The organism is Paenibacillus sp. PCH8, assembly GCF_002968835.1.
Classification (GTDB): domain Bacteria; phylum Bacillota; class Bacilli; order Paenibacillales; family Paenibacillaceae; genus Paenibacillus.
In genome coordinates, this window is sequence record NZ_PKQK01000003.1 from 369,512 (window position 1) to 394,781 (window position 25,270).

Here is a 25,270-nt window from a genome sequence, read left to right on the forward strand (position 1 = left end):
GGATGGCTTTTCATCTGTTCTATGAAAAAGTCATTTGTTCTATCTTATCGGTCATCTATAAAAAACTATCGAATTCTACACGTTATCGCGTTGCTTGGTTAAATTTATTTTTGAATACGACTTATTTTGTTCTTTTTCCACGAATATTATCATGATCTGTTGCACGTGGTGGATTATGAAAATGGATTTAAAACAAAACTGCGTATAATTTATATTATGCGCAGTTTTTCAGAACCTTATTATTCGTCCAAACACTCTCTATATCGTTGTTATATGAATATCAGAGAAAGAGGACTCTTTTCGTCTTTTTCCGCTGTCTTTTCCTAACTCAATCTGTCTTATGTATCTATACGCAAGCACGTCAAAGAGCCGCACAGCGATCTGCGGCCCTTTGATATGGATTGTTGTAAGAGTTACGTGAAGAGATACTACTCTAGTTCACTCTACTTTATTATGAAAATGTAATTCTCTCCGCATCGGACATCTGGTATTGAGTTAACAAATATTCTTTACTCTGCATCGCCGCATGACGAACAGCGTCCAAATCGACATGTAGCAGCTTGCCTCCCCGCTTCACGGGCTTGCCTGCCACAAACACGGTATCGACGTTGGAAGGATTCGCGAATTGAACCACAGCACCAATGGGATCATGAACAGGGAACATATTGAGATCTGTGGTACGAATCATGATCAGGTCTGCTTCTTTTCCAGGAGTCAGCGATCCAATTTTCTGTTCCAGCCCCAGTGCTTGTGCCCCCGCTGAAGTTGCAAATCTCAATACCTGACTGGATTTCAGGTTCAGCTCACCTGGCATATCACCCTGTTGCAGTAGCTGTTCATTCACTCTGGATCGTTCAGCCTGAAGTGCAAACTTCATCTGGGAGAACATGTCTCCACCTGTAGATGTCACAACATCCACACCAAGTGTAGGCGTTCCTCCATGCTCAAGAAAGTAACCCGTAGCCGGATATCCATGCCCCATCATCATCTCAACCTCAGGTGTAACCGATAGGGAGGCACCGCTGTCCGCCAACATTTTATATTCATCAAGACCCATTGTGTTCCCATGAACCACATTCACCCGGGGACTCAAGAGACCTGCTTCATACAAACGACTAATCGAGCGATCTACCGATCCCCAACTGCCAAACCCGGCATGCATGGAACAGATGGCATCCAGTTCTTGTGCCAGCTGTATTTCCTTCACCGTTGTATCCCAGTGGCTAAACTCAGGACCACGTATGGCAAGACCGAAAGTGAGCAATTGATCCCTGGACGAAAAATACTGCTCTTTCACTCTTCTCACATCGTTCGAATACGTCAACTGACTATCCCGGTTCCAGTAATTAGTCTCACCTGGTATCCCATGAGCATATACTGCCCGAATCCCGGCATCCTGAAGCCCACGAATCAGCTCATCGGCATGCTCGGGGGAATAAGGCATGCTCCAATCGAGTACGGTCGTCACTCCTGCATTAAGCGCTTCCAAAGAACCCAAAAGATTCCCGATATAACTATCCTGCGGCCGCAGTTTGCTCCCTAATGCCCCATAATAGAGATTTTGCAAATAAACAGGCAAAGACCAATTGGTTCCCGCTGTTTTGACAAGCGACTCCCACATATGCCGATGTGTATCCACCAGCCCCGGTAGGATAATCATCCCGGAAGCATCAATAATTTCTACATCGGGAATATCCAGATCGGGCTGGATCGCTGTGATCAGTGAATCCTCAATTAGAACATCCGCCCTGTTATACTGCCCTACTTGGGCATCCATCGATATAACACAACCATTTTTTAGCAGATAACTTGTCTGCATAAGACACATCTCCAATCTTGTTAGTTTGAAAGACGATACCACCTTGCATACGAATCGTTACTGCTTCTGACTATTTTTTCGCTAGTATATATACATTATATAGCAGTTATTAAATATGGTCAATTTTGGAATACGTTCAATATATGAGGAATGTAAGATGAGAGGTTGAACAAGCCTGGACTCATCTTCTATTATTCTTTAGATCCCACTTTTCGTTTGGCCCGAAATCTTCTGACTTTTATCAAGTTACCACACATCTTGTCATCACAATATTTTTGTGTTCTGCTCCGTGTATCGTCATAGAACATCCAGCGGCAATCGGAATTGTCACAGATTCGTATCCTCTTTCCTTCCCCTTCCACTAAAGTCATTGCAAAATCAGCGGCTACCTCTGCCATGACCTGCGTCCAATTCGCTTCCGCCGGAACAAGTTGAAGTTTCAGTTTTTGATCCATTGAGATCAATCTTCTACTTACCCTTCCCGCTTCCATGACAGAGTTCAGCCAATCCAGTTCTTTATCGGTTAATACATTCCCAAGAGATAATTCGCTTCCCAGAGCGAGCAGTTCATTTCTGAAATGCCTCATCGTTAACTCGTCTTCAGAGGAAGCTGGTATTAAGGCACTTAGTTGCCAACGATTCAGAAAACCTTGCTGCCAGTTCAGATTCCCCAATCTGTCCTCCGATCGATCCCCACCACGCCAATCATGATAATCACTGTTCACAAAATCAGTCCATAATCTATCCATATAAGCCTCCGTTTTGATGTAACCATCTTATATTATAAAAGAAGGTTACATCATGCCTTTGTTATGTTATATTGAGTGTAACCTTATTGAGCCATTTTAGCTAGTTACACACCAATTGTATTCAAGGAGAGGAATGAAACAATGACGAGGACAACAGCATTAGATGTGCTATTGATACAGAAAGATGACATATGGGATCAATGTAATTGGATAGTTCCATTGTCGAAAGCACTGGAAGGACTTACAGCAGAACAGGCAGCCTGGGTTCCACCTTCAGGAGGACTAAGCATCTGGCAGTTGGTTAACCATATGTACTATTACAATCAGCGCTTGTTACATCGTATCCAAGGAACTGCATCTTCAATACCCTCTGCTGACTCCAACGAATCCACTTTTGGAGATTCCGGAGATCCTTCCAATACAGTGAGCTGGAGTAAACTTATGGAGGATACAGCTCTGCTGGCACAGCAATTGCGTAATCACTTGGAGGTACTAGAGGAGTCAGAGCTTGAAGCTACTTATATGGACTCCGAAGATAAATGGGCACAAGCACTTGCCCGCTGGATGCTGCATGATGCTTATCATGCGGGTCAGATTGTTCTTCTCCGCAGGCAGCAGGGAAGCTGGACTATTGTTTTCTAAAAAAACACTTGAACTGCTAGCGCTTACAGGAATAAGATGAACTTATTAATGTTACAGCTTGTTCAACATACTAAATAATTGAATAGGATCTTCGGGGTAGGGTGCAATTCCCAACCGGCGGTGATGTTCTACGGAACCAGCCCGCGACTCGCCGAATGTACTTGCGTAGTGCATTCGGCGACTGACTTGGTGAGAATCCAAGGCCGACGGTACAGTCCGGATGAGAGAAGATCAACACATTGACATGCCGTTCACGGGAAGGCCTCTTTCCTGACGCATGTCCTTGGATGGTCCCCCGTTTATTTGGTTTATACCAAAACGGGGGATTTTGTCGATTTTGCCAACTGAAGATTCCGTGTTCTGACGAAGGAGTCCTGAATATGGAAAAGACATCATCTGCACCAACGGTTTACCGTAAGGAGCGAAGTAATACTGGATTTTGGCTTGTAGTTCTTGGCGCAGCCCTTTGGGGTGTAGATCCACTATTCCGCATTATCTTGCTAAAAACGATGACATCCACTCAGATTGTGCTGGTAGAACATATCATTGTCAGCCTTGTGGCCATTCCCGTACTGTGGAAATTTCGGGCAGATCTGAAAAACCTGCGTGCACGCCATTGGATTGCCGTGATCTTTATCTCATGGGGAGGGTCGGCGCTCGCAACGGTATTATTCACATTGGCACTTACACATAACGATCCGAACACCGTATTGTTGCTGCAAAAAATGCAGCCTCTCTTCGCTATTGTTCTGGCTAAATTGTTATTGAAAGAAACATTGCCACGCCGCTTCGGTGGATTGTTTTTCATTGCACTGGCAGGTACTTATCTGCTAACGTTCGGTTTCACGCTTCCCATGAGTAACTGGGACAACTGGATCCATGCAGGCAGCTTGTTATCGCTTGGTGCTGCTGCTTTGTGGGAGGCTCAACCGTTATGGGCCGACTGATGCTGGGACAGACACGTTACGAAACCGTTACTGCCCTCCGCTTCGTTGTTGCTCTCCCACTATTGTTCTTCATGACGTGGAACGAAGGTGCTGCATGGACATTCCCATCCGGAACAGGTGAACAGGCCGCTGTTGCTCTCAACGTTCTGGGTCAGGCATTATTGCCGGGATTACTCAGTTTGCTGTTATATTACAAAGGTCTGTCATCTACCAAAGCGTCTGTTGCCACCCTCGCGGAACTTAGCTTCCCAATGGCTGGGGTATTGGTCAACTGGATTGCCTTCCGCTCTCTGATTACATGGGAGCAGTTGCTCGGGTTCATCCTGATCTGGGTTGCCCTGTTCGCGATCTCCAAACAGCAGGAACGATCAACAACCGCAGCTGATGCAGCACCTAAGCTTCGAACAGATTAAGGGTTAGTTCAGAATTTAATATAACGAAAAGCACTGCACATTATAATAGATGAGCAGTGCTTTTTGTATACCCTGATCTTATATCCATTTATCCAATGATTAATTACTCTCCTTTTTATCTATCGGGCCTAGCCTTTTGTCTTTTATCTATTCCGGTGGTACGATGACATATGGATCTTTAAACGAATGATATTCAGAGAGGAATGATCATCATGTCTTCATTTTCATATACTTCCTACGATGCCGTAGGCTTGGCTGAACTGATTCGATCCCGGGAAGTATCTCCGGTTGAATTGCTGGAAGCCGCGTTTGCACGACTTGAAGAAATAAACCCGCAGCTTAATGCGGTCATTCGTACATATGAAACCCGGGCAAGACAGGAAGCTGGCCTGGTTCGTCCGGGTGAACAACCTTTTGCTGGCGTGCCGCTGCTCTTGAAAGACATTTCCCAATCCCTGGAGAGTGAAATCCTGACTTCAGGCTCTCGTCTGTTCAGCAAGCATCGCTCAGTGCGGAATTCCAATTTTGTATCACGTCTCCTTGATGCAGGATTTATAATCATTGGGCATACCAATACACCAGAGTTTGGCTTGAAAAATATTACTGAGCCTCGTCTTCACGGGCCGAGCCGCAATCCCTGGAATATCAATCACTCGCCAGGTGGTTCAAGTGGGGGTGCCGCCGCAGCTGTAGCTTCAGGGATTGTTCCCCTTGCTGGAGCCAGTGATGGAGGTGGTTCGATCCGCATCCCTGCTTCCTTCAGCGGATTATTTGGACTCAAACCAACCCGTGGGCGTACACCTGTAGGACCTGGTGTAGGTCGTCAATGGCAAGGGGCATCAATCGACTTCGCACTATCTCGTTCTGTTCGGGACAGTGCTGCGCTGTTGGATACGCTGCAAGTGGTTCAAGCTGAAGCTGCATTTCATGCTCCGCTCTTTCCGGGAAGTTATCTCGCGGACATGAACTATCCCCATCAACGCAACCTGAAGATCGCGTATACAACGGATTCACCTGTAGGCACACCCGTCAGTGCAGAAGCCAAAGAAGCCGTATACAAGCTGGTTCGCTGGTTGGAAGAACAAGGTCATCATGTTGAAGAGAAGTTAAGTCCAGTCAACGGTGTCAAACTGATGGAGAACTATTATATGATGAACAGTGGCGAGATGGCTGCCATGATCTCTTCCATGGAACATTCTATGGGCCGAGTGATGACGTCCGATGATATGGAGATTGAATCCTGGGTTCTGGCGGAAGCCGGTAAAAAGGTGTCTGCTGCGGAATTCGTGCATAGTCTGGCAGAATGGGACATTGCTGCAGCCCAGATGTCTACGTTATTTGAGCGGTATGACTTCTATATCACACCTGTCAATGCTTTTCCTGCACCAAAGATTGGAGAATTGACGCCGCATGAAGAACAGATCCAGCACCTGATGCGTGTTAGCGAGTTGGACAAGATCCAGCAGCAACAATTGATTTATGAGATGTTTGAGCCAAGCCTCACGTATACACCTTTCACTCAGCTTGCAAATCTGACAGGACAGCCGGCGATGAGTGTACCACTGCATATGACACCTGAAGGTTTACCGGTAGGCGTTCAAGTCATGGCAACCAAAGGACGCGAAGATTGGTTATTACACTTGGCTGGACAGCTTGAGAAATCCGACCTTTGGATCGGGATGAATGGGAATCCACTGTTTCCAGCCTAAACTTAACCATACGTTTCCATAATGCATGAAAGCACCCTCTGCTCCGCATACTGAAAGCAAAAACGCGGAGGAATGTGACGGATGAATACCAAGCAACGCCATAAACAGTCTTTTCGTATTCCTGCCAAGACAGGGTATGCCCTGAAAGTAAACAAGGGTTCTTTGATTCGCATCACCGATCTGGAGGGACAGCAAGTGGTTGATTTTGTTGCCTATGATGCACTGGATGCTAACAACCGACTGGACCCCGGCGTAACCCTGGATATATTGCGTTCTTATCGGATCAAACCCGGACAAGCTATATATTCCAACCATTATCAGCCCTTGCTGAAAATCGTACGTGATACCGTGGGCGTACATGATTTTTTCAATTCTGCTTGTCGTCCTGAGATGTATGAGGTGTTATATGACAAAAAGGATCATGCCAGTTGTTATCATAATTTAAATATGGCTTTGTCACCTTTCGGGATTATACCACCAGATCAGCATTATCCTTTTAACCTGTTTATGAAGTCCGTTGTAGACAGTCAAGGCAAGATTGATGTTGTGGCTCCTGACTCTCGTGTAGGTGATTATGTGGAGATGGAGGCGTTAACGGACCTTATTATCGGACTTTCTGCCTGCCCTTGCGAAGAAAGTTCTTGCAACGGCTATCACTGCACCCCTGTTCAATTGGATGTGGAATCTGCAACAGAATGACACGACCATAAGTCCATATTATAAAAGTAGTTCGTTCTATTTCACTCCTTGCGGGAATACGATGACTTGTACCCTTTTTCTGTGACGACTGGTACAATTCATCGAACCCGTTAAGGAGTGAACGTGTTTATGTCTGTACTGTTCAGTTATATTATTCTGGGAATATCTCTGTCAGCTCCAATTGGTCCGATTAATGCCGCTCAATTGGATCGGGGAGCTCGCCATGGCTTCATGCATGCCTGGATCTTGGGACTTGGAGCCATGTTTGCCGATTTGGTGTACATGCTATTGATCTATTTTGGAGTTGCACATTTTCTGGATACACCTTTTATGCGCTCTTTTCTATGGTCCTTTGGCAGTTTCATCCTAGTTTATACAGGTGTGGAAACGTTCTCGAAGTTAAAACAGGGGATTCAAGGAACATCTACTGAAGCGGCGACGATTCAAAAATCCTTTATTTCGGGATTTTTAATGGCCCTATCCAATCCACTTAATATTTTATTTTGGCTCGGCATATATGGCTCAATACTCGCAACCACTGTGCGACATACCGATATGGCACATTTGCTGTTCTACAGCTCCGGCATATTCATTGGCATTCTGGTGTGGGATGTCATTATGGCTGGAATGGCCAGCCGATTCCACAAGCATAGCAGCGAAGCCGTTTTACGATGGATTTCAGTACTTTCTGGCATCTGTCTGATTGGGTTTGGTTTGTATTTCGGGTTCGAGGCTGTTCGTTCTATTTTTTTCTGACAGAAAAATCACTCTGGACAGTCACCCAATTTCCTCCACATTAATACTGTAAGGGTATCATGTGGATTGGAGTTGGGAGATCAATGGCGGAACTGTACAGTGCCGATGAAATAAACACTGTGTTTGAGCGTCTTCCGTTATGGCAACGGGACGCTTATTCGCAATTTGCCAATATGATAGCAGATGAGGAGAATACTTATCCGTGTGTGCCTGGACGAATGGGTTTTTTATCCGGACATCTGAGGTATGGCTTCACATGTGACCCCCGATCCGAAGCGGCTGCCGAAGATATGGCAGACCTCCTTCGACAGTACGGCCCTATATCCAGAGATACGGGCCAGTACGCTTCCATGGTCGTGATCTGTGAGACACCGAACGATCTGAAAGATCACACCACGGTCGAGGAGTATCAGTCCTTATTCTGGCAAATGCTTAATCGGGTTAGTTCCCACGATGCTGCTCCTTGGCCGGAACACATTTCAACAGACCCGCATGATTCAACGTGGGAGTTTTGCTTTGGCGGAGAGCCTTACTTCTGCTTCTGTGCAACTCCCGCGCATGAACTCAGAGCCAGCAGGCATTTTCCCTATCTCATGTTTGCTTTTCAACCACGGTGGGTGTTCGAATCCATTAATGACAATACCCCTCTTGGCCGTAAAATGAAAACCTTAATCCGCAAACGTCTCGCTGAATATGATGCTGTACCTGCTCACCCTTCACTCATGTGGTACGGGCAACAAGATAATCTGGAATGGAAACAATATTTCCTGCCAGATGATGAGCAGACACCCTCCAAATGTCCATTTATGCGAATGAAGCAAGCCATTGGCAATCTGACAAAGTCATGAAAACTCATGAATGCAGTGGTGTACCTTACTCACCCCAAAATTGTTTAAGGTTTCGACAGTGCAGACTTAGTGGGTCTGGAGTCACGTACCTTATGAACAATGTACGTGATAATCCCAATGACCACCACGAGTCCAATACTTGCCAGCAGACCCGTTCTGCTGGCTTTCTCCATAGATGTTCCAGCTACCGCTGCAACAATAAGCACCATGGCAATCCACACTTTAATGCGATTCCACTTCACAGGTTTCATTTTCTTGATATATGTCAAGCAGATAAGAAGCCAAGTATACATTAACACCAGACTGCCTGCTGTCGTGATGTATTCGAACAGACTTTTGGGCATCCATAATGCCAGAAGCGTAGACAGGATTAATCCACCCGCAGTGCAAACCAGTGCCTGAAGGGGCATCTCCTTTTTACCCCACGTCTTCGTAAAGCGCTTCGGCGCATCTCCATCCTCTGCCAGCTTCACCAACATGGACGTAATCGCGTACAAGGACGCAACCATCGTGGAGAATCCAGCAATAATCAGGACTCCGTTGAGGATGTGCACGACTACCGTGAATCCGATCGATGACATCGCCTTGACGAGTGGGCTTTCATCTGCCGTTAATTGATTCGAGGGCACGAGCAGCAAGATCAATGCAATCGCAACAACATACAGTGTACTCACAGATAATAACATCACTCGACCTGACTTCACTGCATCTTTGGGTTCTTTCAGTTTGGCCGCCATCAAACCCATCACCTCGATCCCCGCAAAAGCAAAAAATGCATAAATGAGTCCCGTCCAGACCCCTTTTCCTCCACGAGGAAACCATTCGTTCTTCAACAGTTCTGGAGTAACTTTTACATTCAGCCATCCTAGACAAGCTGCTCCCGCAATAGCAATAAATGCAATCGTTGCAGCAAGTTTGATCACAGCAAGTACGTTCTCCGTTTGGGTTAACCCCTTGGCCCCTAGCGCAGCGATAAACAAACCGATACAGGCATAGATCGCTACAAATGCCCATAACGGAAACGTAGGAAACCAAAATTGAGAGAAGAGTCCAAGTGCCGTTAGAGAACTTCCCATAATGAGCATCTCGGAGGACCAGTACATCCACCCACTTCCAAAACCGGCCCAGCGCCCAAAGGCTTCGCCTGCATAAGTACGAAAAGCGCCTTCTTTGGGATCTTCTGCCGTCATCTGAGCCAGTGCACCAAATACAAAGTAAGTACCTGCCGCTGCGAGGATGAGCAGAACAAGTACTGATATTCCTGCCCAATGTATCGCGAGACTGGTTCCCAGAAAGAATCCCGTACCGAGTGTACATCCCGCTCCAAACAAAGTTAAGCTTATCCAACTTAGTTTACCGTCATTTTTACCATCCAGCTGACTTTTCATGAAGCTCCTCCTTCTGCCTTATCCCCTTACGGTTTACAGGTTATGGAGGTTTTATGTCTATGTAATGAAAAGAAATGGTTGTTGGTTAACATAATAATAAGGATGTATACTTATTTCTGAAAAATAAGATTTGATTGATTGTTCTTATGTTCATTCACTTACTCCATTTTCCGAAATAATGATTGACTTCAATCGCTGATTCAAGTAGTTCTTTTTACGTTGCGGGAGTGTATGAGTAATTCAATGTGATAAAGTATCAAAGGTGAGTATATGATTCAACTACTGTGAATTTTTCATATGTTGAAATATTTAAAAAAAGACTTGTTAAAGAAGTTTTCACGCCGTGCGCGATGCCTCATTGCATGCCAATGGTGGCCATATTTGTTTATTTTCGTTGTAAAATAACTATTATGAATTTTTCATGTATTGAAATAATAAGGTTATAGATATAAAAAAAGCCGCCATAGGCGACTTCGCAAAGTTGCGTACTATTTCTCATCCATAAAATCATGTCAGGTTCGACCCGTCCAGTCTGCCCCGGCAATTTCCTTCCACCGTGCTCTGATCTCATCATACAGCTCCTGTGGAAGCGCACCTTTGGCCACAAGGTTGGCATTTTGTTGCCAGCGGTTTGGCTTCGCTGTACCTACAATAGCCGTGTCTACGCCTTCAGTACTCAGTGTAAACCGCAGTGCAGTTTCTACAGCTACCTGGGCATCTTCGTCCAGAAAATCATAGTTAAGCTCTCTTAAACGTTTCCAATATACATATGGATATTCTTCTTCCGAAAGTGTCTCATACGTCCAGGCCACATTAGCTATGGGTCTTTTGGCGATAACACCCATATTTCTCTTTCTCGCCTCAGGCAAAGTAAGTTCAATCGCTTCCTGATCAGCGATATTTAATGAGGTCTCCAGACTGTCAAATATCCCTGTCTGAATCGCATATAATGCATCCGTCGTATCCCCGCTGTAACCGATAAACCTGGTTTTCCCTGCCTCTTTGGCACGCTGGAGAACTTCAATAACTGCCCCTTGCCTCAGCACTTCTTCAGAACAACTATGCAAGTGGATCACATCCACATAGTCTGTTTTCAAGCGCTTCAGACTACGATCGATGGTTTGCTCCAGTACCTTGGCATCCCAGTCTGGGCCGTCTACACCGGCTGTATGTCCACATTTGGTGAACAAATAGTAATCATCACGCCGATGTGACAACACCTCACCAATGAATTCCTCGCTGTCACCGTAACATTCAGCCGTATCAATTACGTTCAACCCTGCATCCAAGGCACGATTCAGCAACTTTTCAACATCTGCTTTGGATGAATCTCGAATCTCCGACCCACCGAATCCAAGTGTACTGACTTTCATGCCTGTATTTCCGTAATTACGCAGTTCCATCGTTATCTTCCTCCATATTCAATGAATTGGGTATAGATAAATAGAAGTACAGATTAGCTACCGTATGTTATTACCCGTGAGTTGGTAGTCCCACCCATTTTTTCGGACTGTTACCGAATTATCTAGAAACCATAGATGGACATCCCACCGTCTACTAATAACGTTTGCCCGGTTATGTACCCCGCTGCATCCGATGCCAGGAATACTACTGGCCCTACCACCTCTTGCATTTCTCCCACTCGCTGAAGCGGTGTACGACTTACAATCTCCTGCAAATACTGAGGATCATCCAACAGTTTTTCGGTCAAAGGTGTCCGGAAATACCACGGTCCAACTGCATTGACACGAATTCCATACTTCCCCCATTCCAGTGCGAGCACTTTGGTCATATGAATCAAAGCCGCTTTTGTCGCACCATAGACCACACCTGTCCGCAGAGCCGTATGACCACCCACCGAAGAGATGTTAATGATCTTCCCACTTCCTCGTTCCTTCATATGTTGTCCCGCCAATTGGGAAGCGAAGAATGCCGATTTCAGATTCGTCTGCATGATGGTCTCCCACTGCTCATCTGTCACTTCAAGTGCCGCTGTCCGAATGTTCATACCGGCGTTATTCACCAGAATGTCCAGACTACCCATCTCAGAGATGGCCTCTCGAAATGTCTCTTCCAGTTGTTCTCTTGATGTCACGTCTGCCGTCAGAGCCAGTGCCTTCCGACCTGTCTGTTCATAGATATAGGCAGCTGTCTCCTCAATTTCTCTCATCGTTCGGGATACAAGCACCACGTCACTGCCTGATTGGGCAAGTCCGATCGCAATCGCTTTTCCGATCCCTCTTCCTGCACCTGTCACCAGTGCCGTCTGTCCATCGAGATGGAATGTGGGTTCATTCATGTCATTCACTCCTTCTTCAGATTGCTTATATGTAAGTGAAGCCCGATTCAGATCAGGTTACAAAATACTGGCTTGGATTGCCAAGTTCCGGGTGGAACTTCTCCCGAAAACGGCCACCTGTGTAATCCCCTATAATTTTACGCCAGAATGCCTGCGCAATGACATTGTTCCGAACCTGAGTTACTTTCCATCTTCCCGGAAAACGTTTGAACAATTCATAGGCTGCCTGAGTGCCCACTCCACTGCGCCGATATTTTTGCAATACAAAAAACTCAGTCAAATAGTAGTCATTATCCTTACTCCCAGACTCCGTTTTCTCCACCAGAGCAAACCCTGCAGGCGCTCCATCACTTGTGATCAAAAAAGGAAATTTGCGACCCTCTTCTGTCCAGAATGCTTCCAGACCGGGATAATCCGGAAAAACGCCATTGCTGTCTACATCAATATTCAGATATTTGGTAAAATCATATAGATAAAATTGCATTAAATGCCGTATCACCTGACTGCGTTCCCGGGGAACCAGTTCGATTTGCATATTCATCCGGTTCACCTCCTCTGCTCTACGTATACTGATTACTTTAATGGTTTACACGGAGAAGGGCAAGGATGCATCCCATACCTGTTGCTCGCATCAGTGCACAAGCTGTGATCATGTAAATTATGGTACACTAGAGCATAGAATGCTAGAGCCTTGAATATTACTTTCATACGTTTATCATACATTTTCACAAGGAGGTGCCGAACTTGACCAACGTGCAAAAAGAGATTGATCGACGTAAGCTGGATGAAAAACTACCTTCTATGCCTTGGTTCGTTCAGCAATTCATGGACTATAAGCTGCCTGACCTGTCCCCCTCCACCCTGCTCGAATATCTGAGAGATTACGAAGCTTTCTTCGGTTGGTTGCGAGCAGAAGGATTGTCCGAGGCAAGTTCCATTAAGGAAGTTACTTTAACTGAACTGGAAGTACTTCGTATGGATTCGGTTACTGCCTATCGGTTGTATCTCACAACCAAGCGTGAGGGGGCCAATTCCAGAATTACCGTTTCTCGCAAGCTCTCTTCCCTGCGCTCCCTGTTTCACTACCTGAGCCAGATTGCGGAAGATGAAGACTTTTATCCTTTGCTGAAACGGAACATCATGGCCAAAATCGAGATCAAGCGTACACATAAACCCAAGGATACAGCTGCCAAGCTCAAAGGTAAAATTCTGGAGGAAGACGAACTACTGGAATTTATCGGATATATCCTTGAAGGCTACGCTGTCGATATGGAGAAGAACAAACAGGCGTTATACTCTCATGAACTCAACAAAGAGCGGGATGCCTGTATTGCAAGCCTGATTCTGAATTCGGGCTTACGAGTGTCTGAAGTTGTGAATCTGAATGTGGATGATCTGGATCTGAATAACAAACTTCTGTATGTTTATCGCAAAGGTAACAATGATGAGACGTACAAAACACCCGTTTATTTCAGGGAACAGGCCAAGGACGAACTCGCAACCTATACGAATCTGCGGCAATCACGTTACCGTACACCTAAGCGGGAGAAAGGTCTGTTCATTGCACTTCGTAACGGGGATTCGGAAGGCAGTAGAATGACCAAACGAGCGATCCAGGCCATGATTATGAAATACGCCAAACGCTTCGGTAAACCCTATCTGACTGTGCACAAGCTACGCCATTCATTCGCAACCGACTATTATCTGCAGAACGATATTTACAAAACCAAGGAGCAGCTTGGACACGCTTCTACCGAGACGACCGAGATCTACGCTCACCTGACCGATAAAACAATGTCTCAAGCTATTGAGCGCCGTTCGGAAGAGAGCATATAGCATCCTGAATGAACAAAAAGCAGCAAGTCTTGTCAAGGATTTCGATCCGAGAAAGATTTGCTGCTTTTTAGTTGATTCTTTATTACTATCTAAGTAGTAAATTATTTTTGTTTAGTTTACATAATATATATTATGTTATAAACTTCTCGTAATGCTATACCAACCCCTAATACTTACTCCCTTTCATCATCTGTAACAACGATTTAGCTATATATTCCGGCTCATGAACCGAGTACCACGCTATGTTACTGCTTACTGTGCCTGGCTCCAGAACTGAATCTTGGGGTAACCAGGAGATGATCCCTACTATGGCTTGAAGCTTATCAATTAAGGCCAGATCATTCTTTTCCCTAACCATTACGAGCTTGGGATATAAAGCCTCTTTAAATCCCTCAATAACAACCCAATCATATCCTGTCAGACGGCTCAGCATCTCTTCCAATCGGGTTGCATGCCACTCTATCATCGCAGTCCGCTTCTCGGACATGATAACAACCGCCGAAGCCCCTGCTTCTCCAAAGTGATACGAGTCTGTTCCCTCGTGATCCATCTCGAAATGGTCGTGTCCGTCATGTTTAATTGCGGCTACCTTCAGCCCTGTATTAGACAGATACGCGATCAGCGCAGCCGTCATCGTGGTTTTGCCCGTATTTTTATAACCAACAACCTGTATAACATGTGGTTTGGTTCCACTTATTTTAATCATATTGCAACTACCTCACATGACCTGAAGGAAGTTTGAGAATGCGTACCTGCTCACCCGCAGGAATGCCTTTTATCTCAGGTGGTATAACGATTAGACAATCACTATCCTTAATCGTGATCATCACGCTGGATTCATCTACACGGGAAGCGGCAGGTATTGCGTATACCATTCCGTTACGGATTTCTGTGCGCCCACGTACGAATCGGGTGAAATTGTTCACTTTGGTGTATCCATCTTCCAGAATCGCAGTCCACTCTTCCAAATAGGGATGAGCATCCGCTTGCATGGAACGAATCGTTGGACGAACAAACAGTCCAAAACCCACAAAACATGCACCCGGGTTACCGGAAAGCGCAAAAAGCAATTTGTCTTTGTATACAGCAGCTGTTGTTACACTGCCGGGTCGCATCGTCACTTTGTTAAACAGCATCTCCATATGTTCTTCCAGTACCAGCTCACCCATAATATCATAATCCCCGACCGATACACCGCCTGTTGTTACCACAATATCATTATCGTGAATGGCCTCTTCCAACTTGGCACGTGCCGTATTCACATCATCCGCAATGAAACCATACATCACTGGCTCTCCACCAGCCTCAACGACCAAAGAACGCAGCATATAACTGTTACTGTTACGAATCCGTCCAGGTTGTAATGGTTCATCTACATCAAGCAATTCCGTACCTGTTGCAAAGATCGCTACCTTCGGACGTTGAAATACGGGGACTTCTGCAATGCCAAAAGTCGCTAACACAGACTGCTCTCCTGCCCTGATGATCGTTCCTGCTTCAAGCAGTTGCTGACCCTCCTGAACTTCCAGTCCGATTGGTGTGATGTTAGCACCAGACAATATGTGCCGTTTCAATGCAATCCACTGTTCTCCGTTCTCTTCCTTGCTCTCGGTCATCTCCATCATGACCACCGCATCCGCACCTTCTGGAACCTGTGCACCCGTCATGATGCGAGCAGTTGTACCTGAAACAATGGTATGGTCCGAGGTATAACCGCAAGGAATCTCGTCGACTACACGAAACCATACCTGTTGTTCACTTGAAGCATCTATGGTATCTGTACTAATAATGGCGAAACCATCCATACCTGATCTTCGGAAGAACGGATACGGATGTGGTGCATGGATGGTCTCTGCAAGTGTGCGCCCATGCGCGGATGCAAGGTCTACTTTCTCTATGTAGCCAGAAGTAACCCGTGCTGCTATTCTGGCTTGGGCTTCCGGCACTTGAACCGCTGTGCGGTTGAATTTGGCAGTTGTCATATCATATGCATGTGAGTTCAGTTTCACCGGTGCTCTTACCTCCTAATGACATATCATCGTTTAAGAAAGTGTAGCCCGAATGCCGCACGATGACAAGTGCATAGCTATATCCAACATGAAAGTCCGCTGATCTGCCTATAATACAATGGACAAAAGGAGGGGAAAAGATGAGTGATCGATGTGAATTATGCGGAAGAGAACCTGTGAACACCACCATTCATCATCTGACACCCAGGGAGATGGGCGGCACATTTCTGCCAACGGCCCATCTGTGCATCCCCTGTCACAAACAAATTCATTCGCTATATACCAATCGCGATATCATAACCTTTGGTCTTACAGACCTGCAATCCTTGAGACAGGATGAACGAATGATTCCATTTATCCGGTGGATTCGCAAACAGCCTGCATCAACCATTCCCCGAGTACGCAAATCCAATCATGTTCGCAAATCATAAACCAAAAAGAACAGCTCCAAGGTAATTTCGCTGGCAGAGATGGACCCGCCTTACCTTTTCACTGTTCTTGCATTTAACGTATTAAACGGGCTGTTCAGCCTCTTTCAACTATTCCTGCTTACCTGCGCCTCATAATCCGACCGCCGCCCACACGTGTTTTCGGCTTTTTGTAGGATTTCTTTGGTGAATCAAACAACCCGCCAAGGCCACCACTGCTCTTGTTGCGATCAATGGTTCCCTTACTCTGATCCTTATTGCGGTTAAATAATCCTCCACCGGAGCCTACACTCGAATCTTTGTCACTTCCACGCCTCGTAACCGAACCTTTGCGGTTCACGGTAAGCGGCGGAGCTACTTTCTTGTCATTGCTTGTTGGCGCACGATAAGATCCCGCACTCGGCTTATAGGTTTCCTTATGGGTATATCCCCTATAGTTCCCATAGCCCCGTCCGCCAAAAGAGTCGAACAGATTACCAATTAGTGTGGCGGTCAGGTAACCTTGCAGAAAGGATGAATCATAGTTCTGCCGAACATATTCCTTCGAGTCCACCTCAACCAAGGTGTCCTCCAATTTGTTCGGATCTTGTTGCAGATGATAATACTCGTCCTGATACACAAGGAACATTCGCTCCGTGTTCTCGGCCGAGATCTGATCCGGTTGCCTTTGCTCCGACAATTCCTGAGCCACCTCGGGAACTGTTCGTTCCGAAGCTCGGTACACATAGGAAGTCGAGTTACCGCTGCCACTAACCGATTCAAGCGGATATGTGTCTTGAACAGATGGTGCTCCGCACGCGGACAACAGAGACATCACAAGGCTGAGGACCAGCATTAATTTTAATCCATGCGCCAAGCGTTTTTTCATTGGAACCTCTCCTAGCTCGAACGAATCACTTTGATATCCGCAGTAAGAATGGACTCACCCTCATACAGTGTAAATCTTCTGTCTTGCCACTCCACACGAAGAAGCATGTTATCATCCGACTGATACTGCCATACCAATTGCTCCCCTGCCTGACCATACGGCGTTCTGCCGACTGTGGATACCACGCCATCATACTCTTCCTCGAGATGATATGCACGCCCATCCAGATCAAGTAATGTAGGAACTTCATCAGGTGCATCGAGCCTGCCATCAATGGGTGTATATAGGGCGTAACGGGTGATCTCCCGCTCTTCAATATGCAAATATCGAAATGCGGTACCATCCTGCAGCGTAAGCACAACTGCATTTCGAGCACGATTTTGTACCCGACCAACGACTTCATACGTTACCAGAGAAACCTCGCAGATGTCACCAGGTGCGAGCTGAAGCATCGTTTTCTCGACTTGCGGTGGTTCGGGCTTCGTTAGTATTCCTTTAATCCGTTTCCATACACTCATGCGAATTACTCCTGTTCTTATCTTATAAACAAGCTGCAATAATTAGCGCGCCTACGATATGTAAAGCGCCTGAGAACAGCCCATATCCTGATTTCCCTTGTTGAATTCCCGTATCCAGATCCAGATTGGCCCATCTACGAATCATAAAATGTACGACACTTTCCAGAATCAACAATATGATAAACGATACAACGGAGACCAACAACGCTTCTCCAAGATGACCAGCCGTAGAAATGGATGTAGCCAATACATACCCTTGTGCAAATAATTTCATGACCATACGTGTAGTCACAGCCATATTGCCAGCCTTCACTTCAGCAAAATCCTTATACTTCGTGAACAGGGAATCCACATACATCAAGACAAACAGCAAGACCGAACCGGATACGGTCCAGACCAGCATCGCCAAAATATTCAAATCCATTTACACAGCCCCCACATATCAACATGAACCGCATTTAAAAGCGAAGGAGAAACACTCTTCTCCTCCGCTGGTTAACCCCTGCTGACAACCAAGGTGTTAGTTCTTATTATCGTACTGTTTCATCAATGCTGCGAGTTCGTCCTCAACAGCCTGATCTTTACCCAACTTCTCGAACTCTTCATCGAGCGACTTGCCTTTGGATGACATCTCGTTACTTGCTTCAGCTTGAGCTTCCATCTGCATCATTTTCTCTTCCATACGCTTCATGCCTGCACTTGCTGTATCCGAACCAAAACCATTCAACGCTTTGTTGATTTCGGTTTGGGCCTTCGCTGCATTGTATCGTGCGACCAATGTCTCACGTTTGTTCTTCATTTGCGTCAATTGCTTACGCATCTCATCAAGCTTGCCTCGCAGGTTATCTGCGGATGCCTTGTTCTGATCATAGCTGGTTTTGTACTCAGCCATCTTCTCTTCAGCAACCTTCTTCTCTTCCAAAGCGCGGCGAGCCAGATCCATATTCTGTGCACGTGCAGCTGTATGAGCTTGCTCTTCACGTTTCTTCACAAGAGCTTCCTGCTCTTCGAACAGCTGCTTGAATTTCTTCTCAATGGCGATCTGTGCAGCAACTGCTTTCTCCGCATCTTCCAGATCTTCCTGCATGTCACGGATATATTGGTCCGTCATCTTGATCGGATCTTCCGCCTTGTCAATAATGGCGTTAACATTAGACATGGTTAAATCGCGCAAACGTTTGAAAATGGACATTATGGTATTCCTCCTAGTCGATAGTACATCGTATATAATTATACATACGTAATACTCTACAACTCGTTTCAATTTTAGCAAATAAAATCAGCTTTCGCTTCATCTGGTCAGGAAGATTGTTTATCCTTATTGAGATGATCCTCCATCAACCTCTCTGCAGTCTGCACGATTTCGTCGATCTGCATCCGTGTAATGGCATCAAAATGAATACCCATAATTACCGTGACGGTTACTTTCAACTGGAGTGCTGCCTTACGGGCAAGTCGCTCACATAGCTCTTGTTCCTTGTGGCCCGGAATATGTACTGTTGTCCCGCTAACCCGCTCATGATCCACATAGAACGTAGCTACAGCGCCAATATGCGCCTTACCTCCGGTAACCAAAAAAACCTTGTCCTCTCCTGCTTCAATAACCTGTAAACATATTGATTTCAAATTGTATGTACTCATTGCCATCCACCTATCCTTTTTTATATGTGATATATGGAGGAATTATGGCTGTGATGAGATCAATTAGCAATGAAACTTCTCACATTACGCATAAAATCCAGATGCCTCGGGCATACCAAAGAGAACGTAATTTTGGGAAAAGGAGGCCGTTATTATGCGTGTACGCCTCATCATGTTATTCGTAATTGTTATTTTTCTCGGAGGACACCATTCTCCTGCTTCATCGCGGGATACCTCAAGCCCGCCAAGTGAATCGGTATCCAGTTCGGATACCGTAGAGGAAGAACAGTTGACATTGGGTCAGCTACGACAAAAATATGCCGATACGTTCAAAACGAATGGTCCTTCAACCAAGCAGGTTGCGCTGACTTTTGATGATGTGCCCGATCCAAGGTTTACTCCTCAGGTGCTGGATGTGCTGAAGAAATATAAAGTCAGAGCTACATTCTTCATTGTGGGTAGTCGTGCTGAGAAACACCCGGATCTGGTGAAACGCATGGTTAAGGAAGGACATATCGTTGGCAACCACAGCTACAATCATCCGGAATTCAGTAAGCTGTCGATGAATGCCTTTCGCAAACAAATTTTACATACCGGGGATATCATTCGCCATCTGGCGGGATATACGCCCAAGATGATTCGACCACCTTATGGAGATATTAATGAAGAACAGCTGCAATGGGCTGCCAAACAACATTATAGTATTGTGAACTGGAATGTCGATTCACTGGATTGGAAAGGCCTTTCCAAGGATAAGGTAAAAGATAACATCTTGTCCGCTGTGAAACCGGGTTCCATTGTTCTGCAACACGCAGGAGGCGGTGTTGGATCGAATCTGAACGGTACGGTTGAGGCTTTGCCCGAAATTATCGTGGAACTGCGTAACCGGGGGTATGAACTGGTCACTTTGGACGAAATGTTGGGGTTGCCTAAGGCCAAAGATTAGGAAGTATCCATTGGACCAATGGTGCGTGAGTTTATGGATGAATATTAAAAGGGTGCCTGTTAATCGCAATTAGCGACTGACAGACACCCTATTTGAATTAATCGTTAGATGTATTTCATTTTCTATTTCAGAATGTACAGCTCGATATCCTGAAACCCAAAGGTGCTCACGGACTGTTTGCTACCAGGGATAAAGATATCAATCCGGTGACCTTTGATCGCACCGCCCACATCACGAGCTGTAGCTACAAAAGCCTGTTTTGGCAATCCAGGATGGCTGTGTCCTGTTACCAGCACTTTGGTTCCGAGTGGAATGATACTTGGGTCAACTGCGATCGTGCCCAATTCAAGATCATTACCGAAATAATCCACAGCACCCCATCCACCATTTTCAGACGGATCTGCGGAGTAAGCCGTTGCTTTTACGTTCACAGCTTTACTGTAATCGAATGTTTTCCCCCAAGCAGAAACCACTTTATCATCTGCCTTAACATCCAGACTTGCTGTTGTAACCATTTTGGCCTGAGTTTTGGTCTCAGCAGCCGCAGCAGCTACAGTGTTTTTTTTGCCGGGAATCGTAATTTTCAAGCCACCATAAATATTGTAAGAAGAGATGTCGTTGTTTGCTTTAACCAGTGTATTAAGAGCTACTCCATATTGTTTCGATAAGGTGTAGAAGGTATCCCCCTCTTTGGCCACATGAACTGAATCTGCGTGAGCCGGAACGGCTTGAATGAGCATTGCTGTTGTCATTAATGCTATTGCTGTCTTGGCTATACGTTTCTTGTTAATCATGGTCTTCCTCCCTTATTGTGCCTGCGAAGTTAGTTGTCGGATTCGGATGAGGAGCCCACCCTATAGGTTCTTTGTTACATTCGAAACATTATGTACCCCTAATTCACCCCAAGCAGTGTGCGTCGATCTTCCCCTTACACAGTCTGCATTGTTACATCCCCCACACTTCCTGTCCGGAAGTTTCGGCAGAGTTCAATATATCACAATTTTGTAACCTGAACCTGTAGTAATTCTTACCAAATGCTTTGTGGCATGTCTTTATGTGAGCGAATAGTGGAAATTACAGAACAAACAACTCGGTCATTCATTTATAACAGGTGACAGAAAAGTTACTTTTCGAACCTCTATGTGGTTAATCCGCATCAAAAAATAGCGTTACCGACTTAAAGTCAGTAACGCTATTTCAGTGTACTAATTTAGAGTACTTTGGCGAGAAAATCACGCGTACGTGAATGTTTGGGTGCTCCAAACACCTCATCAGGTGTTCCCTCTTCCATAATTACCCCACCATCCATGAACAAAATTCGGTCTCCCACTTCACGTGCAAAGCCCATCTCATGGGTTACGATGACCATTGTCATGCCGCCTTCTGCAAGGCGCTTCATGACATCTAACACTTCACCGACCATCTCAGGGTCGAGTGCTGAAGTAGGCTCGTCAAACAGCATCACATGCGGCTGCATGGCTAATGCTCTTGCAATGGCGATCCGCTGCTTTTGTCCACCGGACAGCTGATTCGGGAATGTATCTTTTTTATCAGACAAGCCAACGGTTTTCAGCAGATCTGCTGCAATCTGATCCGCTTCCTGTGACGATTGTTTCTTCACTTTGATCGGAGCAATCGTGATGTTCTGTTGCACTGTTTTGTGCGGGAATAGATTAAAGTGCTGGAACACCATCCCCATTTTTTCACGAGTGGCATTAATATTGTGCTTAGGGTCCGTGATCGATACACCTTCAAAATCAATCTCACCGGATGTAGGCTGTTCCAGCAGATTCAAACAACGTAAGAACGTACTTTTCCCGGAACCGGAAGGACCGATCACAACGACAACTTCACCCTTGCCTATCGTCACGTTGATACCCCTAAGTACATCGTTATTTCCATAAGATTTGTATAATTGTCTAACGTCTATCACTTGCACTCAACTTCCTTTCCAGTCGTCCCAGCAACTTGGACAAAATGAACGTCAATACAAAGTAGATGGCTGCTGCAATCAAAAATGGACTCAAGCCTTGATACGTAATGTTTTTGACCACACTTGCCTGATACATAATATCCACCATACCGATAACCGAGATAATAGAGGATTCCTTGATGATGGTTATGAATTCATTGCCGATCGCTGGTAATACAGCTTTGAAGGCCTGTGGCAATATGATATAGCGCATCGCCGCGCCTCTCCCCATACCCAGAGAACGAGCTGCCTCCAACTGACCACGATCCACACCTTGAATACCTGCACGGAAAATCTCCGCCAGATAGGCACCACTATTAATCGAAAGTGTAATGATACCTGCCTGAAGTGCAGTGAAGTTAATGCCAAAGCTCAGGGAAAAACCATAGTAGATAATCATCAATTGTACCAGCATCGGTGTGCCACGGATCACTTCAACGTAAGCTGTACCGATCCAGCGCAGAATCGCAACGTCATGCAGACGGAACAAACAGATGATTAAACCGATAATTACTCCGAAAATAACACCCAGTGCGGATAACAAGAGGGTGTAGCCTACACCTGTTGCGTAGAAACTTTTGAACTGCCAGAACACTTCAAAAATATTTTGTGATGTGTTCGCTTTATCAGCCATCAGGAGACTCGCATCCGTCACCATCTGGTTGATTTTATCTTCACTTTTCAACCGCTCCAGTGTTCCATTGACTACACTTAGCAGTTCCGTGTTGCCTTTGCGAATCCCTATTGCAGCTTCTGCTTGCTCTTCGTCCGGGACAGCCGCAGCAAGTCCAATAATATCATCCAAATAACCGGCCGCTACGGTATCCTCAACGATTGCCGCGTCAACGCGTTTCGTTTGCAGTTGAAGCACAATATCCGAGATTTTATCAAGCGCAGTTAGCTTCGCTCCTGGAATACTCTGTCCGATCGTTTCCTGAATGGAGCCTTTCTGCACGCCAATCTTCGCGTTTTCAAGTTCTGCCATGGTTGGATATTTGTCTTTATCCACATTGCGAACCATAATTACTTGTTTGGATTTATAGTAGGTGTCGGAAAAATCAATGCTTTTCTTCCGTTCATCAGTCGGTGTCATGCCCGAAACGACCAGATCGACACGACCGCTCTGCAATGCAGGCAGAAGACCGTCGAAACCCATATCTTCAATCACAAGCTCAGCGCCCAGATCTTTGGCAATTTCTTTGGCAATTTCAATATCAAAACCAACGATTTCATCTTTGCCATTGATCACTTTATGGAATTCATATGGTGCAAAATCGGCACTTGTACCGAGCACCAGCTTTTTACTGCCTGAATTGCCTGTAGTTCCACTTGCAAGTGCCACAGGAACGGCAGTTGTCAGCAGAACGACAAAGGTCAACAGCATCATAGTGTAACGACTTATCAATTTCAACCCTTTTCTCTCCCCTTACAATACGTTGTATGCTTCACATGTTGATGACTGAGTCATTATAAAGTACAATGCATGATTATGCAATGCATTTTGACATTACAAATGTTGACTTGTTTCTGAAAAAATGAAGCAAACATGATATAATCAATGAATTATTTTCATTTTTGCAGAAGGAGCTTAATATGACATCTAATAAATCACAGATTCTGACGGTTATTGATCAATATGCTTCCCGTTTCAAAGCCATTTCATCATACATCGGTGCCAACCCCGAACTGGGGAATGAAGAGTACCTTGCTTCTGCACGTCTCAAAGAAGAACTGGTGTATCACGGCTTCACTGTCGAAGCTCCGGTCCTTGGACTTGACACAGCCTTTATAGGAACCTATTCAGCCGCCAAACCCGGTCCAACGATTGCATTGCTCTGTGAATATGACGCCTTACCGGAAATCGGTCACGCTTGCGGTCACCATCTGATCTGCATGATGAGCCTTGGGGCTGCTGTAGGTCTGAAATCCATTCTGGATGAAATCGGCGGAACCATTAAAGTATTTGGTACACCCGCTGAAGAGACTCGGGGTGCCAAAGTGCCGATGGCAGAAGCAGGCTTGTTCGATGACTGTGATGTTGCTCTTATGGCCCATCCTTATTATGCCTATGAAAAGTCAGGCAGTTCCCTTGCTATTGATGCTGTTCAGTTCGAATTCCATGGCAGATCTTCACATGCTGCAGCAAGCCCGCATGAAGGCATTAATGCACTGGATGCCGTGATTCAAACGTTCAACGGGATCAACGCATTCCGGCAACAAGTGAAAAGCAGCGTTCGAATCCATGGTGTGATCAACAATGGCGGTCAGGCAGCAAACATCATTCCTGACTATGCTTCCGCCCAATTTTATGTACGTGCAGCAACCCGAAAAGAACTGAATATTCTCTCGGAGCGCGTGATTCAGATTGCTAAAGGTTCAGCCCTCCAAACAGGTTGCAAGCTGGTGACATCCAATTACGAAACGTCCTATGATGAGATGGTCACTAATGAAGCCTTTTCTGCTGTTTTCAGTCAAAATCTCATGGAACTCGGCATCCCGCAAGAAGAGATTGTCAGTGGCAACGATCACGGCTCCATGGACATCGGCAACGTTTCCCTGAGATGTCCTGCCATTCATCCTTATATTCGTGTTGTAGATGAGGTGCATACACTGCACTCGATAGGTTTCCGTGACCTTGCACTTCAAGAACGGGCGTTGGATGGGATGATTCTTGGAGCGAAGGCACTTGCTACAACAGCCTATGACGTCCTCAGCCGGCCGGATCTGCTCCAATCCATCCGTAAAGAGTTTGAGCAAGCTACACGCTAATACACAATTAACAA

The 25,270-nt window shown here is 45.6% G+C and carries 25 protein-coding genes, 1 pseudogene and 2 riboswitches; of the genes and pseudogenes, 10 read left to right on the forward strand and 16 right to left on the reverse strand.

What is annotated here, in order from left to right; genetic code table 11:
• Positions 1-451 precede the first annotated feature (451 nt).
• Positions 452-1,819 carry an amidohydrolase family protein gene (locus C0Q44_RS18930; protein ID WP_105408812.1) on the reverse strand — a complete coding sequence of 456 codons (1,368 nt, stop codon included), beginning with the start codon at positions 1,817-1,819 and terminating at the stop codon, positions 452-454.
• 191 nt (positions 1,820-2,010) lie between these two features.
• The gene (locus C0Q44_RS18935; protein WP_105408813.1) at positions 2,011-2,568 is read right to left on the reverse strand and encodes a CGNR zinc finger domain-containing protein; all 558 of its coding nucleotides are present in this window, start codon (positions 2,566-2,568) and stop codon (positions 2,011-2,013) included.
• Between the two features lie 219 nt (positions 2,569-2,787).
• On the opposite strand from C0Q44_RS18935, the gene C0Q44_RS18940 reads away from it, so the two are divergent.
• The 6 genes and pseudogenes from C0Q44_RS18940 to C0Q44_RS18965 all read left to right on the forward strand — a co-directional run bounded on the left by C0Q44_RS18940 (position 2,788) and on the right by C0Q44_RS18965 (position 8,582).
• Positions 2,788-3,210 carry a DinB family protein gene (locus C0Q44_RS18940; RefSeq protein WP_258166438.1) on the forward strand — a complete coding sequence of 141 codons (423 nt, stop codon included), beginning with the start codon at positions 2,788-2,790 and terminating at the stop codon, positions 3,208-3,210.
• A gap of 83 nt (positions 3,211-3,293) precedes the next feature.
• A riboswitch (FMN riboswitch) is annotated at positions 3,294-3,446 on the forward strand.
• Between the two features lie 144 nt (positions 3,447-3,590).
• Positions 3,591-4,570: pseudogene (locus tag C0Q44_RS18945) on the forward strand (DMT family transporter).
• 212 nt (positions 4,571-4,782) lie between these two features.
• On the forward strand, positions 4,783-6,279 hold the full coding sequence (locus tag C0Q44_RS18950) for an amidase (protein WP_105408815.1): 1,497 nt from the start codon (positions 4,783-4,785) through the stop codon (positions 6,277-6,279).
• Between the two features lie 81 nt (positions 6,280-6,360).
• Positions 6,361-6,978 carry a DUF1989 domain-containing protein gene (locus tag C0Q44_RS18955; RefSeq protein ID WP_105408816.1) on the forward strand — a complete coding sequence of 206 codons (618 nt, stop codon included), beginning with the start codon at positions 6,361-6,363 and terminating at the stop codon, positions 6,976-6,978.
• Between the two features lie 129 nt (positions 6,979-7,107).
• Positions 7,108-7,734 (forward strand): LysE family transporter, encoded by a 627-nt coding sequence (locus tag C0Q44_RS18960; RefSeq protein ID WP_105408817.1) that lies wholly within the window; start codon positions 7,108-7,110, stop codon positions 7,732-7,734.
• A gap of 83 nt (positions 7,735-7,817) precedes the next feature.
• Positions 7,818-8,582 (forward strand): YqcI/YcgG family protein, encoded by a 765-nt coding sequence (locus C0Q44_RS18965; RefSeq protein WP_105408818.1) that lies wholly within the window; start codon positions 7,818-7,820, stop codon positions 8,580-8,582.
• A 44-nt stretch (positions 8,583-8,626) separates the two neighbouring features.
• On the opposite strand, the gene C0Q44_RS18970 is transcribed toward C0Q44_RS18965, so the two are convergent.
• The 4 genes from C0Q44_RS18970 to C0Q44_RS18985 all read right to left on the reverse strand — a co-directional run bounded on the left by C0Q44_RS18970 (position 8,627) and on the right by C0Q44_RS18985 (position 12,810).
• The gene (locus tag C0Q44_RS18970; RefSeq protein ID WP_105408819.1) at positions 8,627-9,970 is read right to left on the reverse strand and encodes an amino acid permease; all 1,344 of its coding nucleotides are present in this window, start codon (positions 9,968-9,970) and stop codon (positions 8,627-8,629) included.
• 512 nt (positions 9,971-10,482) lie between these two features.
• Positions 10,483-11,373: an aldo/keto reductase gene (locus C0Q44_RS18975; protein WP_105408820.1), complete on the reverse strand. Its 891-nt coding sequence runs from the start codon at positions 11,371-11,373 to the stop codon at positions 10,483-10,485.
• Between the two features lie 122 nt (positions 11,374-11,495).
• Positions 11,496-12,269, reverse strand: coding sequence for an SDR family NAD(P)-dependent oxidoreductase (locus C0Q44_RS18980; protein ID WP_105408821.1), 774 nt, complete (start codon positions 12,267-12,269; stop codon positions 11,496-11,498).
• A 52-nt stretch (positions 12,270-12,321) separates the two neighbouring features.
• Positions 12,322-12,810, reverse strand: coding sequence for a GNAT family N-acetyltransferase (locus tag C0Q44_RS18985; protein WP_105408822.1), 489 nt, complete (start codon positions 12,808-12,810; stop codon positions 12,322-12,324).
• Between the two features lie 203 nt (positions 12,811-13,013).
• Here C0Q44_RS18985 and xerS point away from each other — a divergent pair, with 203 nt between their 5' ends.
• Entirely contained in the window at positions 13,014-14,105 is a 1,092-nt protein-coding gene (xerS, locus tag C0Q44_RS18990) for a tyrosine recombinase XerS (protein ID WP_105408823.1), read from the forward strand.
• Between the two features lie 166 nt (positions 14,106-14,271).
• Here the strand turns inward: xerS and mobB are convergent, their stop codons facing one another.
• Entirely contained in the window at positions 14,272-14,811 is a 540-nt protein-coding gene (gene mobB, locus C0Q44_RS18995) for a molybdopterin-guanine dinucleotide biosynthesis protein B (protein WP_105408824.1), read from the reverse strand.
• A 7-nt stretch (positions 14,812-14,818) separates the two neighbouring features.
• Positions 14,819-16,087, reverse strand: coding sequence for a molybdopterin molybdotransferase MoeA (locus C0Q44_RS19000; protein WP_105409305.1), 1,269 nt, complete (start codon positions 16,085-16,087; stop codon positions 14,819-14,821).
• A 167-nt stretch (positions 16,088-16,254) separates the two neighbouring features.
• Here C0Q44_RS19000 and C0Q44_RS19005 point away from each other — a divergent pair, with 167 nt between their 5' ends.
• Positions 16,255-16,545 (forward strand): restriction endonuclease, encoded by a 291-nt coding sequence (locus C0Q44_RS19005; RefSeq protein WP_105408825.1) that lies wholly within the window; start codon positions 16,255-16,257, stop codon positions 16,543-16,545.
• Between the two features lie 118 nt (positions 16,546-16,663).
• Here the strand turns inward: C0Q44_RS19005 and C0Q44_RS19010 are convergent, their stop codons facing one another.
• The 5 genes from C0Q44_RS19010 to lpdD form a co-directional block, all read right to left on the reverse strand.
• The gene (locus tag C0Q44_RS19010; RefSeq protein WP_105408826.1) at positions 16,664-17,410 is read right to left on the reverse strand and encodes a DUF4247 domain-containing protein; all 747 of its coding nucleotides are present in this window, start codon (positions 17,408-17,410) and stop codon (positions 16,664-16,666) included.
• 11 nt (positions 17,411-17,421) lie between these two features.
• On the reverse strand, positions 17,422-17,928 hold the full coding sequence (locus C0Q44_RS19015; protein ID WP_105408827.1) for a DUF4178 domain-containing protein: 507 nt from the start codon (positions 17,926-17,928) through the stop codon (positions 17,422-17,424).
• 22 nt (positions 17,929-17,950) lie between these two features.
• Positions 17,951-18,352, reverse strand: a complete 402-nt coding sequence (locus C0Q44_RS19020) for a DUF350 domain-containing protein (RefSeq protein WP_105408828.1) — start codon at positions 18,350-18,352, stop codon at positions 17,951-17,953.
• Between the two features lie 96 nt (positions 18,353-18,448).
• Entirely contained in the window at positions 18,449-19,120 is a 672-nt protein-coding gene (locus C0Q44_RS19025) for a PspA/IM30 family protein (RefSeq protein ID WP_105408829.1), read from the reverse strand.
• A gap of 107 nt (positions 19,121-19,227) precedes the next feature.
• Entirely contained in the window at positions 19,228-19,569 is a 342-nt protein-coding gene (gene lpdD / locus C0Q44_RS19030) for a prenylated flavin chaperone LpdD (protein ID WP_105408830.1), read from the reverse strand.
• A 154-nt stretch (positions 19,570-19,723) separates the two neighbouring features.
• On the opposite strand from lpdD, the gene C0Q44_RS19035 reads away from it, so the two are divergent.
• Complete coding sequence (locus C0Q44_RS19035) at positions 19,724-20,515, forward strand: polysaccharide deacetylase family protein (RefSeq protein WP_105408831.1); 792 nt, start codon at positions 19,724-19,726, stop codon at positions 20,513-20,515.
• Between the two features lie 122 nt (positions 20,516-20,637).
• Here the strand turns inward: C0Q44_RS19035 and C0Q44_RS19040 are convergent, their stop codons facing one another.
• The 3 genes from C0Q44_RS19040 to C0Q44_RS19050 all read right to left on the reverse strand — a co-directional run bounded on the left by C0Q44_RS19040 (position 20,638) and on the right by C0Q44_RS19050 (position 23,898).
• Positions 20,638-21,309 carry a 3D domain-containing protein gene (locus C0Q44_RS19040; protein WP_105408832.1) on the reverse strand — a complete coding sequence of 224 codons (672 nt, stop codon included), beginning with the start codon at positions 21,307-21,309 and terminating at the stop codon, positions 20,638-20,640.
• 2 nt (positions 21,310-21,311) lie between these two features.
• Positions 21,312-21,507, reverse strand: a riboswitch (cyclic di-AMP (ydaO/yuaA leader).
• Between the two features lie 218 nt (positions 21,508-21,725).
• Entirely contained in the window at positions 21,726-22,448 is a 723-nt protein-coding gene (locus C0Q44_RS19045; protein WP_105408833.1) for an amino acid ABC transporter ATP-binding protein, read from the reverse strand.
• Positions 22,435-23,898: an ABC transporter substrate-binding protein/permease gene (locus tag C0Q44_RS19050; protein ID WP_105408834.1), complete on the reverse strand. Its 1,464-nt coding sequence runs from the start codon at positions 23,896-23,898 to the stop codon at positions 22,435-22,437. The genes C0Q44_RS19045 and C0Q44_RS19050 overlap by 14 nt, the downstream gene beginning before the upstream one ends.
• 182 nt (positions 23,899-24,080) lie before the next feature.
• Between C0Q44_RS19050 and C0Q44_RS19055 the strand changes: the two genes are divergently transcribed.
• Complete coding sequence (locus C0Q44_RS19055; RefSeq protein WP_105408835.1) at positions 24,081-25,256, forward strand: M20 family metallopeptidase; 1,176 nt, start codon at positions 24,081-24,083, stop codon at positions 25,254-25,256.
• Positions 25,257-25,270: the final 14 nt, after the last annotated feature.

What these genes read in the sequence shown, in the direction of transcription:
- C0Q44_RS18930 (WP_105408812.1), bottom strand. Translation starts at nt 1,819, where the DNA reads ATGCAGACAAGTTATCTGCTAAAAAATGGTTGTGTTATATCGATGGAT.
- C0Q44_RS18935 (WP_105408813.1), bottom strand. Translation starts at nt 2,568, where the DNA reads ATGGATAGATTATGGACTGATTTTGTGAACAGTGATTATCATGATTGG.
- C0Q44_RS18950 (WP_105408815.1), top strand. Translation starts at nt 4,783, where the DNA reads ATGTCTTCATTTTCATATACTTCCTACGATGCCGTAGGCTTGGCTGAA.
- C0Q44_RS18955 (WP_105408816.1), top strand. Translation starts at nt 6,361, where the DNA reads ATGAATACCAAGCAACGCCATAAACAGTCTTTTCGTATTCCTGCCAAG.
- C0Q44_RS18960 (WP_105408817.1), top strand. Translation starts at nt 7,108, where the DNA reads ATGTCTGTACTGTTCAGTTATATTATTCTGGGAATATCTCTGTCAGCT.
- C0Q44_RS18965 (WP_105408818.1), top strand. Translation starts at nt 7,818, where the DNA reads ATGGCGGAACTGTACAGTGCCGATGAAATAAACACTGTGTTTGAGCGT.
- C0Q44_RS18970 (WP_105408819.1), bottom strand. Translation starts at nt 9,970, where the DNA reads ATGAAAAGTCAGCTGGATGGTAAAAATGACGGTAAACTAAGTTGGATA.
- C0Q44_RS18975 (WP_105408820.1), bottom strand. Translation starts at nt 11,373, where the DNA reads ATGGAACTGCGTAATTACGGAAATACAGGCATGAAAGTCAGTACACTT.
- C0Q44_RS18980 (WP_105408821.1), bottom strand. Translation starts at nt 12,269, where the DNA reads ATGAATGAACCCACATTCCATCTCGATGGACAGACGGCACTGGTGACA.
- C0Q44_RS18985 (WP_105408822.1), bottom strand. Translation starts at nt 12,810, where the DNA reads ATGAATATGCAAATCGAACTGGTTCCCCGGGAACGCAGTCAGGTGATA.
- mobB (WP_105408824.1), bottom strand. Translation starts at nt 14,811, where the DNA reads ATGATTAAAATAAGTGGAACCAAACCACATGTTATACAGGTTGTTGGT.
- C0Q44_RS19000 (WP_105409305.1), bottom strand. Translation starts at nt 16,087, where the DNA reads ATGACAACTGCCAAATTCAACCGCACAGCGGTTCAAGTGCCGGAAGCC.
- C0Q44_RS19005 (WP_105408825.1), top strand. Translation starts at nt 16,255, where the DNA reads ATGAGTGATCGATGTGAATTATGCGGAAGAGAACCTGTGAACACCACC.
- C0Q44_RS19010 (WP_105408826.1), bottom strand. Translation starts at nt 17,410, where the DNA reads ATGAAAAAACGCTTGGCGCATGGATTAAAATTAATGCTGGTCCTCAGC.
- C0Q44_RS19015 (WP_105408827.1), bottom strand. Translation starts at nt 17,928, where the DNA reads ATGAGTGTATGGAAACGGATTAAAGGAATACTAACGAAGCCCGAACCA.
- C0Q44_RS19020 (WP_105408828.1), bottom strand. Translation starts at nt 18,352, where the DNA reads ATGGATTTGAATATTTTGGCGATGCTGGTCTGGACCGTATCCGGTTCG.
- C0Q44_RS19025 (WP_105408829.1), bottom strand. Translation starts at nt 19,120, where the DNA reads ATGTCCATTTTCAAACGTTTGCGCGATTTAACCATGTCTAATGTTAAC.
- lpdD (WP_105408830.1), bottom strand. Translation starts at nt 19,569, where the DNA reads ATGAGTACATACAATTTGAAATCAATATGTTTACAGGTTATTGAAGCA.
- C0Q44_RS19035 (WP_105408831.1), top strand. Translation starts at nt 19,724, where the DNA reads ATGCGTGTACGCCTCATCATGTTATTCGTAATTGTTATTTTTCTCGGA.
- C0Q44_RS19040 (WP_105408832.1), bottom strand. Translation starts at nt 21,309, where the DNA reads ATGATTAACAAGAAACGTATAGCCAAGACAGCAATAGCATTAATGACA.
- C0Q44_RS19055 (WP_105408835.1), top strand. Translation starts at nt 24,081, where the DNA reads ATGACATCTAATAAATCACAGATTCTGACGGTTATTGATCAATATGCT.